Below are 14,443 nucleotides of genomic sequence, written 5' to 3'. Positions count from 1 at the left end.
AAGCTAATATCGGCGTGCAGAATCATGGTTCACCAAGTGAGTGCATAAAAGCTCCTGAATCACGCTTATTCTTCGAAGTTCAGTATACTGTACATAGAAATATGCCACTCCCAATTAAAGCGAGTGGCATTGCTGTGCTTCTAGAGTTTATTGCATGTATTGAGTAGTAACTTACAATACCGAAGGTTTGCCTTTCATCATTCGCAGACCTTCTCGTTTAATGCAGTCGACTAGTGGGTTTTCTGCCATATCAGCTCGCCATATAAATGAAAGTGTCCTTTCCATTTTTAGCTCGGGCACATTTAACGCAACAAGATGACCCGCTTCTATATATCGCTCTACATCTAAATACGGTAAACAAGTAAGGTACTGGCCGTTAGCAACTAAACTGCGTAACACCGGAACGTGCTCGTACTCTCGCCACACATCCAAATCTTCAATTAGATGATGAATAGAGCTATCAAATGTTTTTCGTGTGCCAGAGCCATGCTCTCTCAACACCCACTTCGCTTGTTCTAACTGCGCGAGGCTTACAGATTGATTGCGAGCAAAAGGATGATGAGAAGCAGCGACAACAGTAAGATGGTCTCGGCACCAGACTTCTTGGTGCAAACGGTTATCGTCACAACGCCCCTCGATGATCCCTAAGTCATATTTATAATCTAATACGCCATCAATAACCCCTTTTGTACTCTGCACACCAAGGGAAATACGCATTTCTGGAAAGTCATTATCAATGATACTGATAAGGTCTGGAACCAGATGCTCTGCCGGAGTTTGACTCGCGCCCATGCGAATCTCACCGCTTAACAAATGTTGCTCATAAAAGCCCATTTCAATCTGCAGTGCGTCTTGTAATAAGCGTTTTGCTTTTGGTCGTAGCCACATACCCCAATGGGTTAACGCCATTTGCTTGCCCTGCCTCTCAAATAAAGGCCTGCCAAGCATTTTTTCTAATTGCGCAAGCGACATACTTGTCGCTGATTGTGTCAAAGCCAGTTTCTCTGCGGCCTGGCTTACACTGCCGGTATCTGCAACTGCGTCAAAAACCGCTAATTGCTTAAGTGAGTAGCGCAAAGTGTCCTCCATTATTGGTGAGTATTTTTCATACCCTCACAATCGTTAAAAACATGCCCCAATAAGCAATAGAGTTCATTTTACCTAGCCGCATAAAGTTATCAATTAATTTGATGAGGTTTCTAAATATTATCAATTTTACCTACCAAACCCTTCTCCTTATTCTGACTGTGCGGTTCGGGAACACCGCAAGCCTCAATGACTTTGAGACTGAAGTCATTGAGGCTTCTAAATAAAAACAACAATTTCATTTTTGAGTTAATAACCAAGGAATTTTTATGCGATTACAAATTAAGGAGTCAATATGGCGGTGACCAGCTCTCAAAATCACCAGTACTTTTCTCCAAAAGAAATGATGGCTGAAGCGGAAAAATTTGCGTTAAGTAAAGCAAACAAAACCAGCAGTATGACACTGAGTCTTGCCATCATGGCGGGCGCGTTCATTGGATTGGCGTTCTTGTTTTACATCACGGTGACTACTGGCAGCGCTGGCGCTGGTTGGGGCTTAAGCCGTCTTGCTGGCGGATTAGCATTTAGTATGGGCTTGATCCTCATCGTGATCTGCGGTGGTGAACTATTTACCAGCTCAGTTCTTTCCAGTATCTCATGGGCCAATAAGCAAATCTCGTTCGGAAAAATGCTTTCTATTTGGGGCAAGGTTTACGTTGGCAACTTCATTGGTGCGATGTTCCTACTTGCGCTAGTTACTGCAGCTGGTCTTTATCAAATGGATAGCGGTCAATGGGGGTTAAATGCGCTTAACATCGCGCAGCACAAGCTTCATCACACTCTCATTCAGGCGTTTGCGCTCGGTATCCTTTGTAACCTATTGGTCTGCCTCGCGATTTGGTTAACGTTTAGCTCTGCAAATGCAATGACAAAAGCAGCAATGACAATCATGCCTGTGGCCATGTTTGTCAGCAGTGGCTTTGAACACTGTGTCGCGAACATGTTTATGGTTCCACTTGGCATTGTTATCGCGAACTTTGCACCTGAGTCTTTTTGGGCCTCCGTCGGTGTGCCCGCTTCACAGTACGCAGACTTAAATATTGGCCACTTTATTACCGCTAACTTAATTCCTGTCACGCTTGGCAACATCGTCGGCGGAGCGGTTTTAGTTGGTCTTGCAAACTGGTGTATTTTTCGCCGACCAGAACTAAAAGCAGCGAATATCTCTTCTATCACAACGACTACAACACTCTCGTCAGTTAAGGATTTCACCATGAAAAACGCATCTTTTGTTAAAGATATTATGAACCCAAAACCAGTTACCATCAGTGCAGAAACACCGATAGCAATCGCACTGGATGTGCTACTTGATAACAACGTAACTAGCGCACCTGTTGTAGACGTACAAAATCGATTGGTTGGCTTCTTCTCTGCTCACGATGTGATGGTAGAACTATGGTGTGAGGACTACATTCCGGTGAAAGACCAAAAAGTCGTCGACATCATGAGCCGCGATGTGGTCGCAATTGAGGCTGGTGATCGTCTCGTTGATGTTGTCGAATTCCTATGTATCGATAAAGAGCAGTTGTACCCAACGAGCAGCATGGGCATCGCCACTCGCATGACGTCTTTATCTTTAGAAGAACGCGCAAAAAGCATCAAAGTGAGCAAGCCACAAGTACTTCCTGTACTTGAAAATGGCCAGATGGTCGGTGTTGTTACTCGTACTGAAGTATTAAAAGCACTACGCCCGATTTTTGGTGAGCGTTTAAACCTAGTAGAAAAAAACGAGTTAGAAACAGCGTAATTCATTAAACGATTGCAACGTCTGTTGGCTTTCAATCGCTGTCACTGACTGGCTTGCCAATGTTGTCGATTGTGATTGAGGTAATAAAAAAGCGCTCTTTCGTTGAAGAGCGCTTTTACTGTATCTAAAAGAAGTTCGTTACTTCTTAACGCCTTCGATATGAAGTTCCATATCAACATAGCTTGAAGCACCCATTACTGGGATATCAAAGTCAGCAAGCTCAAGGCGAGTGTTACCAACGAAGCCAGCGCGCTCACCACCCCATGGGTCACTACCTGCGCCAACGAATTCAGCTTCGATAGTAATAGGCTTAGTAACACCGTGTAGCGTTAGATCACCAGTTACATCTAGCTTGCCATTGCCTTTATCAACCACTTTTGTGCTTTTAAAGGTCGCTTCGCTGTATTTGCCAGCATCAATGAAATCACCACTACGAATGTGCTTGTCACGTTCAGCGTGGTTGGAGTCTAAGCTAGTTGTATCAACAACAACATTCACTTTTGAATCAGCAATGTTGTTCTCATCAAAAGAAAAGTCACCAGAAAATGTATTGAAACGACCTTTGATGAAGCTGTAACCCAAGTGACTAACTTTAAAGTTAATTGAAGCGTGAGCACCTTTGGTATCGATGACATAATCTGCAGCTTGCGCACCAAATGGTAGTGCCATAGCGATAGCTAATCCTGTAGCGAAGAGTGACTTTTTCATTTTGAAGCTCCTAACATTTTTCTTAATGTGTTGTCTTTATCGATAAAGTGGTGTTTAAGCGCAGCAATAGCGTGCAAACCTGCTATCAGGATGACGGCCCAAGCTGCGTAGAAGTGAATTTCACCCGCTATGTCTGATTGTCCTGGGAATAACTCTCCCGCTCCTGGCACGGTAAACCAATTAAACACTTCGATACCGCGTCCATCAGACGTTGAAATGAGGTAACCTGAAACAAAGATGGTGACCAATAGTAGGTACATAACACCATGCGCGGCTTTAGCAGCAAGCACTTCGTAAGGTTTGCCTTCTACCTTTGGTGACGCCGTAACATGTTTCCATACAATGCGTGCCAAAGTTAAAATAGCGAGTAAAATACCGACAGAGCGATGGTAGTGTGGCGCAGTTCGATACCATTCGCTGTAATAGCTAAGGTCGACCATCCACAAACCCACTGCAAATAGACCAATAATGCACAGCGCAGATAACCAGTGCATCACGCGTGCAGTAAGGTTGTAATTCTTTACCAGTGTATCCATCTCAAGTTCCTAGATATATTCCTAAGTTAATGTTGAGCAAGAAACACTACATTAACCTATTTACGTCATATGAAACAGATTATTTACCATCATTTACATCCAGCCAATGGCACCGTATCTATCAAGTTGTTCGAATTTTTTGAAGGAACTTTAAATCGTTTATAAAACTGAAACTTACAGCTTAACTTCTTGTTCTATCTCATACAGCTCTTCGGACACTTCTAACATTCTACGTTCAACCAGTGATTTTGCATCTTCCACCCCCTTGTTGTAATAAATTGGCCCTAGTTTTTCTGTAATAAAATCAATAAGAAATTCACTATCGAACTGGCCAATCTCAACATCTAGTTCGTCCTGCATATAATCTTGAATGGCGGTTGCCAGCGTTTCTTTTTGCGCACGTTCTAACTTTATCATCTTTGCCCTTTTTCAGAATTTTGTTCTATGTGTGCTTCTATCGTCTTGCTCTCTTAAAGAGTAGGCGCGATCATTTGTGAGAAATTTGGTGTTTAGATCAAGAAGTTGCCGAAGTAAATTAGTCTATTCTCAAAAGACTATGCTAACCTTTTGCAGTTCGTTTTGTTAATTATTAAGGGATATTCTTTGCTACTCGACCTAGTGATTCAAAGTGTTAATGATTTTCAAGACGACTGTCTTAAGCTGTGTGAAAAGCATTACCCTGCGGTACATAACCAAGGCATGAGTGAGCATCATCTTGGTCTCGCGTTTTCAAGACGAATGGAACACACTTTCCGTCACTTCGGATACAACAGTGTGGTAAAACCAATTGAAGTTTTAAATACGCCGGATCTGCCTCATCACTATCGTATTTCATCTGAAATAGGCACGGTTTGGGTCCTGAGTCACCATATGGTCAGTGCGGGAAAATCTTGTCGAGAAAACTTACTCTCATCAATTACGGAATGGCAAAGCGAATATGGTTATGCACTGCAACCGAATGATCTACTCTTTTTAGTTTGTGATCATTGGATCAGTCGCAGCAAAACGAGCCGAGAGTTGCTTCATTGGTGGATGGGTGAACTGCCCGATCAGATCAACGAATACACGGAGCAAGGCATCACGCTGTACACCAGCGAATCGCAGCTCACGCAATCGTTAGACACTCGATTTGGCATTAGCCCTTGTTACATTAAGTTTGGTCATCCTTTGCGTCGCTCGAACAAACAACAGTTGGTCAGAAAATACTTACAACTGTATGCAGTACTACAATGGTAACATCAAATTGCAATAGGAAGATTATCAGTCATTTCATCAATTTGTTTGATATCACTCGACAAATCTAATCATCTCTTACCATCGTTCTTGCTTGAGTTCATGAGCCCACTTAGATTCACTGCCAATGAAATAAAAAATTAGCGCGATAGCGCTGATGTAGAAGCATTGATTTAGGTTGTTGTAACAATGATGAGCACCTCGCAACTCCTTAGTTGCATCCGCAAACAAGCCGACGGGCAATACATTGCGAAATACGCAAAGCTCACTCTTCGAAGTGTCTTTCAACCTATATATAAAAAAGATATTTCTATCGTTGGCCTTGAGGCACTAGTAAGAATTACCAATGCTAATGGCACCATGATCAGGCCAGATCAGTTTTTCCAATCAAAAACCATTGCCGCTCAGGACCTACTCAATGTCGAACGCTTAAGTCGCCTAATTCATATCAAAAACTTTGCCCAATCTCACTTTCACAATAAACAACTGTTTCTTAATGTATTACCAGAAGCAGCAAAAATACTAGCCAGAGACATCACGTACAATAGGCTGCTAAAACAAACCATTTATCAATCTCATTTAGTAAATGAACAAATCGTCATGGAGTTGCTTGAGTTGAACGTAGAAGACGAGTCCTCTTTGTCGCAAGCAGCTCGTGAATTAAGCCAAGGCGGGTTTAAATTGGCGATCGACGATTATGGCGTCAATGCATCGACAATTGAACGAGTGAAAGGCGTTCGTCCAGACATAATAAAGATGGATCGCTCGTTAATGCTGAGATACGTAAATGGTGACTGGAAAGCTCTAGTCGATGCATTATCACTGGCAAGAACGTTGCATTCTAAAACCGTTATCGAAGGAATTGAAACCGAGCATCAACTTAACTTAATGAAAAAACTCGGTTTCGATATGTATCAAGGATACCTACTCGCTATCCCGCAAACGTTAGACGTTTATGAAGAGGCAAAAACAGCCTGACTATGTAAGAACAAAAGTTTGTGCGGTTTAGCGAGAGTTACGTGATTTACCACGGTTCTTATGAATCGCTAATTTTGCTTTTAGCTTACGCTTCTCTGATGAACGGCTTCGACGGCGTCCACTACCATTTTTCTCAGGCTCGACTTCTTCTATAAGGCTTGGCTCGAAGCCTGCCAACCATTCTTGCGGTAGGCGTTGATCAAGCAAATTCTCGATAGCATGCAATAAATATTCTTCATCCCGACTCATTAGAGACACAGCTAACCCCGACTTTCCTGCACGGCCAGTACGGCCTATACGGTGGACATAATCTTCGGCTTTAAATGGCATATCAAAGTTCACCACTTGCTCTAACTCTTGAATATCCAGTCCTCGTGCTGCTACATCTGTCGCAATCAACGCACGCACCTTACCTTGTTTGAACTCATCCAACGCTCTTTGACGCGCACCCTGTGACTTATCCCCGTTAATTGAAACCGCTTTTATGCCATCTAACTTAAGCTCTTTTGCTAGCTCATCGCTACCTTGCTTAGTTTTTGTAAATACAAGCACTTGCTGCCAATTGCGCGAGCCAATCAAGTACGCCAATAATTCACGTTTACGCTTTTTGTCTACCGGATAAACCATCTGTTTTACCGTTTCAGCCGTCGTGTTTGCTGGTGACACTTCAACTTCAACCGGCGATTCCATGAGTTTGTACGCAATAGTCTTTATTCGCTTTTCAAATGTCGCAGAGAACAACAGGATCTGTTTTTCGGCGGGTAAACGTCGGAAGATGCGTTGCAAGTCAGGCCAGAATCCCATATCTAACATACGGTCGGCTTCGTCTAGAACGAGTATACTGGTTTTGGAGATGTTTACGTTGCCATTAAACAGATGATCCAAAAGGCGGCCTGGTGTTGCAATCAAAATATCAGCGCCCTCTTCTAACTTCCTCTTTTGTACGCTAATGCTTGTACCACCATAAACACACACAATGCGAAGTTCGGTTTGTGCAGAGTACTGATTCAAATTATCAAATACCTGCTGCGCAAGCTCGCGTGTTGGAACCAAAACCAATGCTTGAGGCGTACCGTTGAGTTTCTTTTGCTGAACGGTTTGTATAATAGGTAAACCAAACGCAGCTGTTTTCCCCGTACCAGTTTGTGCAGCAGCAAGTAAGTTCTTTCCTTCAAGGACATGTGGAATAGACTTTTCTTGCACTGGTGTTGGCGTCACGATATTTAGATTGCTTAGCGTCTCGATTAGCTTTTGTTCAATGCCTAAGTCAGCAAAATTAACAGACATGTGTAACCTCATTATTTTTGGAGCGCAGAGTTTACCAGAGCCCCAATAGCCATACTACTTTTCTATCTCATTGGGCTGAATCAATAAGCTGTTGCTGAAAATCATACGACTGGCGTAAAACGTCTCGATAGAGTGTCGAGAACTTCTCTTCCAATTCTATGTAATCACTCTCAATCACTTTAAATGTTGTAGTAAGGTCAGCCATTCTCGAGCTTCTTTGCGACATTCGATGTAATGCAAATTCGATATTATCCAGATCTTGGTATGACTGAAGCCATCGACCGTGCCACATCCGGCTGTGGAGCACCAAAAAACGCGACGGCAAATGTTCATTAACGTCACGGTTTACTCGCTCGTATGCCGAGTCGACAAAGTGTTCGAGAGATACGATATAAAAGTCGTTCCAGTGTTTTGCGAGACAATGGTCCCAGAACATATCGAGAGCGATAGGGGCAAAGCGCCGCGCAGTACCTTTGAAGTGAGGTTTGCATTCGTTAACAATAGGATGGTGATCGGTAATGCGGTCAACAAATCTATGTAATTTGATGCCGTTCGAGATATCACGTTCATACAGCTTGCTTGGATCTCCTTTTACGAAGTCTCCAAGCAAGTTTCCCAATAAATGGCTGTTACAGTGGTCTGCGATATGCAGGTGGGCTAGAAAGTTCATCCGACGCCAGTTTTGGCCTTTAAGGCTTGGTGTGACATGAACCTAGTATAACGTCAATTACGACGAGATGAGAGTGTTCCGCTATTCGGCTTCGTTGTCTGAGCCAACGTATTCCGACAAGATAATGCCAATTTCAAGCGCATCTAACAGCTCTAGGCTCTCATCGTTTTGGTATTGGTCGCTCATTGTGACCTCCTTTATTTTAAGCTCTCTTGCTTGTACTTGCTGACGGCTTGGCCTTGCCATATCCACGTCAACAACTCCTTTTTATAGTCTTTATATGACACATTCATGACAGCGAGAAGTAAAGATTTAAAAACCTATGAGCAGAATCAAAAGTAAACGTTTGCAACCAGATTTCATATCTACTTAGCACTTCAGAGAAATAGCTTTTTATCAATATTTATGTCAATTTAAAGATATAACATACCGTTATAGGCGTCCTTAGATCTCATTTCTTAAACTAAATTTAGTTTTCGTTACATATTTTGCTGATTAACTTCGCATATTTTGTTTCGATATAGCAATAGATTTGGTCAATATCTTTTATCTCTAATGGAGCTTTAAATGAGAGAAGTTGAGTTTAGAACGATAGACAGGCTGTTTATCAAGATGTCTATCAACGACAAAATGTGGGTTATATTCCTGCTGTTTTTAGTAGCCCTCACTTCTGTGGCTGGAAGCCGCTACTTCAATGAAATACAACAATTTAAACAACAAGCGATTTCTGCTAGCGAAGCGAAACTTTCTGGTATTGTTGACGCTCAACCAGGTCATATTCCACAAATTGACGGCGTATCGAAATCAAGTCGCGTAAGCGAGAGCTCTTTTGTTGGTGGCTCTGTCACCGCTTATGCAAAGTTGCATTCTGGCGAAGTGATTAAGTTGACTCAAAACGTATCCGCGCAATACGAATCTGCAAAGTCGTCAGCCTTAACCTCTCTGTTACTCAGCTTTTTATGGGTTGTTCCTTTTGCCCTTTTCTCTTACTGGGTTGCGACCTTTATAGGAGGCGCCCTGTGGGTTTTATATACGACAACCGAAAAAATTGGTGAAGGTGATTTAACCTCTCGCCTTGGTTTTCATCCTGGCCGAGACGAGTTTGGCACCATTGGTTGCGCGTTAGATAAATCTATGGACACCTTAAGTGAACTGGTTAACAGTGTGAAAAATAATGCGGCTACATTGAGTGAGACATCTTCTGCATTCGAAAAAGATATGCAATTGAGCGAAACGCAGATATCTCATCAATATCAAACACTCGATTCCGTCGCGACAGCAATGGAAGAAATGACAGCCTCTGCAAAAGAAGTATCCAGCATTTCCCAACAAGCGACGATGCAATCCGATCAGGATGCTCAAAAGATCGAGCTAAGCAGAAATCGCGTGCAAAATGTGATTGGAGAAATTGAGACGTTATCCAGCTATATTGAACAGGCTTCCACATCAGTAACCAATTTAAATGAAAACACGACGCAGATTAATGACGTTATCACAACGATCAATGCCATTTCAGAACAAACCAATCTATTGGCTCTGAATGCGGCAATTGAAGCGGCACGCGCCGGGGAGCAAGGTCGTGGATTTGCTGTGGTTGCTGATGAAGTGCGTACATTGGCAAGCCGAACTCAACAGGCAACAGTAGAAATTCAAGCCATGATTGAGAAACTACAAACCGAGAGCCAGAACATTGCTTCAATCACTGATCGAACCGTTCAACAAGCGCAAACCAGTAGCCAGCTTATTGATGAAATTGGTCATGATGTGACGTCTATTGTTGAATCCGCACGCTCATTGATGGACATGAGTATCCAAATTTCCACATCAGCAGAAGAACAAAGCGCAGTCGCCAACGATATTGCATCTGAGCTTTCAGAAATTCGCAGCCAGTCGAGCACAATCAGAGAAGTTGCAGAGCAATCTACCGTAGGGGTAGCTAATCTCACTCAGGCGTCAGTGTCTCTTGGTGAGGTATTACAACGCTACCGCACAGCATAACTTTGCAGCATTTATGATCAACAAGGGCTCCTCAGGAGCCCTTTTCTTTAAACCGTTTTCAGCCGTTATCGTCGATATTTTCTACTACACACAAGTGGATATTTGAAGTGAATCTCAAGTTCTCGCTGTACCTGATGAAATAATGTTCATAAACAAAGCGTTCCGCTATGCTTAATCCTGCCAATTCCAATTTGCTGCTGGAAAACAATATGAATAATTACAAAGATACAAAAGACATCGAAAACCTAAGTTGCCCTCTCTGCCAGGGGGATGAATATCTCATTTCATCGGATGGAGAGAAATTCACATGCGCTGCTTGCGGATTTCATACAAAAAGCTTCTCATCCATCCAATGCCTACATCAAACCCCTTACCTACAGTCCAAACTTAAACATATCCATAGCTTAAGTACGGTGTGCCATTAAGAGATTAAACAGAGCAGCTAAATAGCTGCTCTTTTAATTCATCTAAATGTTGAATGCGAATTACGCGTTCATCATCAACACGATTGATTGCCTCACCATTAAATAGCTGTACGGTTTTAATGCCAGCGTTTAATCCCGCTTCTACGCCTTTAGGTGTGTCATCAATATAAAGACAGTCGCTCGGTAAAAAGCCCATGCTCATTGCACTGTACATAATTAAGTCAGGTTCAGGCTTCCAACTATTCGCATCGAATGCAGAGAACACTTTCCCCTGGAAAGCATCGAGCAATCCTGTTAACTCCAATGCGTATTCTATTTTATCTTTCGGCCCATTGGACGCGACACAATATTCGATATTATGCGAATCTAAAAACTGAATTAATCGCTTTGCGCCATCCATCGGCTGTAAGTGGCGAACAAAAAGAGACTGGACTTCTTCACGGTATTGCGGCTCTAAGACATCAATAGGGACTTTGATATCTTTCAGCTCTTTAGTATCTAAAAGGATGTCAGCGAGCTTTCCTCCTTTAAAATGAGAAACGCACTCTTCCATCGTTAATTCTGCGCCATGCAGGTTAAATACATTGACGAGAGCTTGGCAACACAATCGTTCACTATCGACCAACGTACCATCACAATCAAATATCACGCACTTAATATTGGTAATTGCCATAGCCATCTCCAGACATCTTAAGGGCTAATGCCCTAGCTGATTTTAAAAATGTTGGCTTAATCTTATTTAAGATTGGGATTGTTGAAACGACGAGCTTGGCATTTCATGGAAATAGAGGGGAGCAATTACAGTTTTTCTAAGCAAGATCACCTATCGTCATCTTGCTTTGCTTTTTATGCATTTGAGTGCGCAAATTAGCTTTCAATAATCACCGAATCTAAAAGCTTGTGTTCGGTACTTAGTCTTTTAGCAAGATCCGCCACAAACGAACTCTTGTATTTTGATTCAGAAACCGCGACATCAGAGATAAGCGTGTTTCCTTCAAGGTGGCTAATAATAGCGGCACCAATTGGAGCTCCAGATTTAAAACCAATATATAATTCAAAATCTGGCGTTAGAATTATCTGAGTGAGATATTCCACAATCATATCTTTATCGTACTGTTGATCCCAACGCTGAGACTGCAGGACAGAAAACATGATAGTAAGTCGGTGAAAATCGACCAGAAAAATATCGTCAGAGCTAAATTCAGAATTACTCTCAAGTAGCGTGTCTTTGTCGACCACTTGATAGGTTGCTTGTTCTAGTGCTTTGAAATAGACATCACGCCCTTTCAGACTCTCTGGTGTTGGAAATTCAACTTCAACCAGATCATACAGCCATGTATTTTTACGCTCGATACTGGCTAACTGTTGTTCATTCATTTTGATACCTTAGTTGCAAAACGAAATGTGCAGAGTGTTTCATTCTCACATAGAGTGAAGCTTAGACAGAGCGACAAGCGATATAAAGTCATATTGGGAGAAAGTATGGTCACTCTAACTCATCATTTCGTTTAGAGCAGTACATTAGCATGAAGCCTACAACAAACCTAGCGTACGTAGACCTTTCCTTGGCTAAATTTTGTTTTAGTTGCAAACCTCTGATAGATTTCATCAATATCTTTCCTAGTTAAGGACAAAAATAATGAAAAAGATGCTGTTAAGTGCATTGCTTGCTACTACGCTGGTTGGTTGTTCAGATAATGATGTTGCTGATGTAGGACTCGGTTGGTTTACTTTGAAAGACATCAAAGTAGGTGAATTAAAAGACGAGGTAGTCACGGGGGTAACGTGTCATATAGCTTCTATCGAAGCAGATTTTAGCTTAGCGGATCCAAGTGACAGCTCAATATCCTGTCGTCAGACTGGCGAAATTACGCCGGAAATGATTGCAAAAATAGATAAAAGTAAGTCTGGCGAAATTGTATTTAAGAAGTCAAAAAGTATTTTCTTCAAAACCATGAAGGTTCGCCGAATTTATGATGCAGACAACCAAACCTTACTCTACCTGTCTTACACAACAAAAGAGACAGACGGTAGCTTTAAGCACAGCCTATCGACAGTTCCACTTTGGGGTACCAAGGCTTACGTTGAGCCAACTGAAGTGAAAAAGTAACGCGGCTAAATTTGGATAGCTCCAAGCTCGTTGTTAAAGAGAATAACCGATCAACAATCTGAAAAGCGACCAATTGCAGTACTATAAGCATCAGTAATTTAGGCTATCTTGGTCGCAATTTCTCCAGCTCGCTGATTTTTTCAGCGGGCAAACTTCTTTGTAATAAAACGCCACGATTTTCATTTTTTTGTGATACAATCCCGCCTCTTTTTTTTCTCACTCAAGAACAAGCATGAAGTTTCCTGGTCAGCGTAAATCTAAACACTACTTCCCAACTCACGCTCGAGATCCATTAGTAAACCAAATCCGACAAGCGCCTAAGCTATATCGCCCAACTATTGTTGGTGTCGGTCAAACCATCGTAGATATCGAAGCGCGTGTAGATGATGCGTTTTTAGAAAAATACAACCTAAGTAAAGGACATTCACTCGTTCTTGAAGAAAGCAAAGCAGATGCACTTTACGAAGAACTGGTTGAGCAAGGCCTGATCACACACCAATACCCAGGTGACACGATTGGCAACACGCTCCACAATTACTCAGTATTGGCGGATAGCAAATCCGTTTTGCTCGGTGTGATGTCCAAGAACATTCAAGTTGGTTCTTTTGCTTACCGTTACCTTTGCCGCACGTCTTCACGCATGAACCTCAACCACCTACAAACGGTAGATGGTCCTATTGGCCGTTGTTATACCCTGATTTCTCAAGATGGCGAACGCACATTTGCTATCAATGAAGGTCACATGAACCAACTACTTCCGGAAAGCATTCCTGAAGAGATCTTTGAGAAAGCATCAGCTCTGGTTGTTTCTTCTTACCTAATGCGCGGTAAAGAAGAGGATCCAATGCCGAGAGCAGTACAAAAAGCGATCGACTTTGCCAAGAAGCACGATGTCCCTGTTGTACTGACTTTAGGCACAAAGTACGTTATCGAAGGTAACGCGCAGTGGTGGCAAGAGTACATTCGCGAGAACATATCTGTTGTTGCAATGAATGAAGAAGAAGGCGCCGCATTAACAGGCGAGACAGAACCGCTAGCGGCTGCTGATAAAGCACTTGAGTGGGTCGATCTTGTTCTATGTACTGCTGGGCCAAATGGCCTATACATGGCAGGTTACACTGACGAAAAAGTAAAACGAGAAACCACACACGACATTCTTGAAGGTTCAATTGAAGCCTTTAACCAATACGAATTTAGTCGTGCGATGCGTAAAGGAGATTGTGAGAAGCCAATGAAGGTATACTCTTACATTGGTCCTTACCTAGGTGGTCCACTAGAGATTAAGAACACCAACGGCGCAGGTGATGCGGCGCTTTCTGCTTTACTGCATGATATGGCTGCAAACTCTTTCCATCAAAAAGAAGTGCCTAACTCAGAAAAGCACGAAGTACGCTGTTTGACTTACTCATCACTTTCTCAGATCTGTAAATATGCAAACCGAGTAAGCTATGAAGTGTTGACGCAACACTCTCCTCGCCTATCGCGAGCACTTCCTGAACGAGAAGATAGCTTAGAAGAAACTTACTGGGATCGTTAAGATCACAGCTTTAAAGCTAAAAATACATCAAGGTCACCATTTGGTGGCCTTTTTGTTTTGATCTGGCGCAGTAATTAGTAGATTTTGTTAGTATGTAGCACAGTATAGAGCAGTAAACTCTTTACATA

General features: G+C 42.4%; 14 protein-coding genes. 6 read left to right on the top strand and 8 right to left on the bottom strand.

The window, feature by feature from the left end; all coding sequences use genetic code 11:
* Positions 1–171: 171 nt before the first annotated feature.
* Entirely contained in the window at positions 172–1,077 is a 906-nt protein-coding gene (locus L3V32_RS20565; RefSeq protein ID WP_005395522.1) for a LysR substrate-binding domain-containing protein, read from the bottom strand.
* A gap of 304 nt (positions 1,078–1,381) precedes the next feature.
* Here L3V32_RS20565 and focA point away from each other — a divergent pair, with 304 nt between their 5' ends.
* Positions 1,382–2,833, top strand: coding sequence for a formate transporter FocA (gene focA, locus L3V32_RS20560; RefSeq protein ID WP_237285077.1), 1,452 nt, complete (start codon positions 1,382–1,384; stop codon positions 2,831–2,833).
* A gap of 138 nt (positions 2,834–2,971) precedes the next feature.
* On the opposite strand, the gene L3V32_RS20555 is transcribed toward focA, so the two are convergent.
* The 3 genes from L3V32_RS20555 to L3V32_RS20545 all read right to left on the bottom strand — a co-directional run bounded on the left by L3V32_RS20555 (position 2,972) and on the right by L3V32_RS20545 (position 4,494).
* Positions 2,972–3,541 (bottom strand): YceI family protein, encoded by a 570-nt coding sequence (locus tag L3V32_RS20555; protein WP_005395526.1) that lies wholly within the window; start codon positions 3,539–3,541, stop codon positions 2,972–2,974.
* Positions 3,538–4,077, bottom strand: a complete 540-nt coding sequence (locus L3V32_RS20550; protein WP_012842319.1) for a cytochrome b — start codon at positions 4,075–4,077, stop codon at positions 3,538–3,540. Before L3V32_RS20550 ends, L3V32_RS20555 begins: the two co-directional genes overlap by 4 nt.
* A gap of 174 nt (positions 4,078–4,251) precedes the next feature.
* Positions 4,252–4,494, bottom strand: a complete 243-nt coding sequence (locus L3V32_RS20545) for a DUF2164 domain-containing protein (RefSeq protein ID WP_005395529.1) — start codon at positions 4,492–4,494, stop codon at positions 4,252–4,254.
* A 186-nt stretch (positions 4,495–4,680) separates the two neighbouring features.
* Here L3V32_RS20545 and L3V32_RS20540 point away from each other — a divergent pair, with 186 nt between their 5' ends.
* Together L3V32_RS20540 and L3V32_RS20535 are read left to right on the top strand one after the other, a co-directional pair.
* On the top strand, positions 4,681–5,313 hold the full coding sequence (locus L3V32_RS20540; protein WP_005395531.1) for a hypothetical protein: 633 nt from the start codon (positions 4,681–4,683) through the stop codon (positions 5,311–5,313).
* Between the two features lie 186 nt (positions 5,314–5,499).
* Positions 5,500–6,288 (top strand): EAL domain-containing protein, encoded by a 789-nt coding sequence (locus L3V32_RS20535; RefSeq protein ID WP_237285076.1) that lies wholly within the window; start codon positions 5,500–5,502, stop codon positions 6,286–6,288.
* Positions 6,289–6,315: 27 nt separating this feature from the next.
* On the opposite strand, the gene L3V32_RS20530 is transcribed toward L3V32_RS20535, so the two are convergent.
* Together L3V32_RS20530 and L3V32_RS20525 are read right to left on the bottom strand one after the other, a co-directional pair.
* Positions 6,316–7,575, bottom strand: a complete 1,260-nt coding sequence (locus tag L3V32_RS20530; RefSeq protein ID WP_237285075.1) for a DEAD/DEAH box helicase — start codon at positions 7,573–7,575, stop codon at positions 6,316–6,318.
* 67 nt (positions 7,576–7,642) lie between these two features.
* The gene (locus tag L3V32_RS20525; protein ID WP_237285074.1) at positions 7,643–8,245 is read right to left on the bottom strand and encodes an ACP phosphodiesterase; all 603 of its coding nucleotides are present in this window, start codon (positions 8,243–8,245) and stop codon (positions 7,643–7,645) included.
* Positions 8,246–8,812: 567 nt separating this feature from the next.
* On the opposite strand from L3V32_RS20525, the gene L3V32_RS20520 reads away from it, so the two are divergent.
* Entirely contained in the window at positions 8,813–10,243 is a 1,431-nt protein-coding gene (locus L3V32_RS20520; protein ID WP_237285073.1) for a methyl-accepting chemotaxis protein, read from the top strand.
* 429 nt (positions 10,244–10,672) lie between these two features.
* Here L3V32_RS20520 and L3V32_RS20515 read toward each other — a convergent pair whose 3' ends face one another.
* Together L3V32_RS20515 and L3V32_RS20510 are read right to left on the bottom strand one after the other, a co-directional pair.
* Positions 10,673–11,341, bottom strand: coding sequence for an HAD-IA family hydrolase (locus tag L3V32_RS20515; protein WP_005397612.1), 669 nt, complete (start codon positions 11,339–11,341; stop codon positions 10,673–10,675).
* A 194-nt stretch (positions 11,342–11,535) separates the two neighbouring features.
* On the bottom strand, positions 11,536–12,045 hold the full coding sequence (locus L3V32_RS20510; RefSeq protein ID WP_237285072.1) for a flavodoxin: 510 nt from the start codon (positions 12,043–12,045) through the stop codon (positions 11,536–11,538).
* Positions 12,046–12,307: 262 nt separating this feature from the next.
* On the opposite strand from L3V32_RS20510, the gene L3V32_RS20505 reads away from it, so the two are divergent.
* Positions 12,308–12,778 carry a CreA family protein gene (locus tag L3V32_RS20505; protein WP_005397614.1) on the top strand — a complete coding sequence of 157 codons (471 nt, stop codon included), beginning with the start codon at positions 12,308–12,310 and terminating at the stop codon, positions 12,776–12,778.
* Positions 12,779–13,010: 232 nt separating this feature from the next.
* Positions 13,011–14,315 carry an inosine/guanosine kinase gene (locus L3V32_RS20500; protein ID WP_006742251.1) on the top strand — a complete coding sequence of 435 codons (1,305 nt, stop codon included), beginning with the start codon at positions 13,011–13,013 and terminating at the stop codon, positions 14,313–14,315.
* Positions 14,316–14,443: the final 128 nt, after the last annotated feature.

It is taken from the genome of Vibrio sp. J2-4, assembly GCF_021728155.1.
Lineage (GTDB): Bacteria > Pseudomonadota > Gammaproteobacteria > Enterobacterales > Vibrionaceae > Vibrio > Vibrio diabolicus.
The sequence above is the reverse complement of the archived record's forward strand: the minus strand, read 5'-3'. Positions and strand labels throughout refer to the sequence as shown.

Coding starts and splice junctions, on each gene's coding strand:
- focA (WP_237285077.1), top strand. CDS start 1,382: ATGGCGGTGACCAGCTCTCAAAATCACCAGTACTTTTCTCCAAAAGAA.
- L3V32_RS20555 (WP_005395526.1), bottom strand. CDS start 3,541: ATGAAAAAGTCACTCTTCGCTACAGGATTAGCTATCGCTATGGCACTA.
- L3V32_RS20550 (WP_012842319.1), bottom strand. CDS start 4,077: ATGGATACACTGGTAAAGAATTACAACCTTACTGCACGCGTGATGCAC.
- L3V32_RS20545 (WP_005395529.1), bottom strand. CDS start 4,494: ATGATAAAGTTAGAACGTGCGCAAAAAGAAACGCTGGCAACCGCCATT.
- L3V32_RS20535 (WP_237285076.1), top strand. CDS start 5,500: ATGATGAGCACCTCGCAACTCCTTAGTTGCATCCGCAAACAAGCCGAC.
- L3V32_RS20530 (WP_237285075.1), bottom strand. CDS start 7,575: ATGTCTGTTAATTTTGCTGACTTAGGCATTGAACAAAAGCTAATCGAG.
- L3V32_RS20525 (WP_237285074.1), bottom strand. CDS start 8,245: ATGAACTTTCTAGCCCACCTGCATATCGCAGACCACTGTAACAGCCAT.
- L3V32_RS20520 (WP_237285073.1), top strand. CDS start 8,813: ATGAGAGAAGTTGAGTTTAGAACGATAGACAGGCTGTTTATCAAGATG.
- L3V32_RS20515 (WP_005397612.1), bottom strand. CDS start 11,341: ATGGCAATTACCAATATTAAGTGCGTGATATTTGATTGTGATGGTACG.
- L3V32_RS20510 (WP_237285072.1), bottom strand. CDS start 12,045: ATGAATGAACAACAGTTAGCCAGTATCGAGCGTAAAAATACATGGCTG.
- L3V32_RS20505 (WP_005397614.1), top strand. CDS start 12,308: ATGAAAAAGATGCTGTTAAGTGCATTGCTTGCTACTACGCTGGTTGGT.
- L3V32_RS20500 (WP_006742251.1), top strand. CDS start 13,011: ATGAAGTTTCCTGGTCAGCGTAAATCTAAACACTACTTCCCAACTCAC.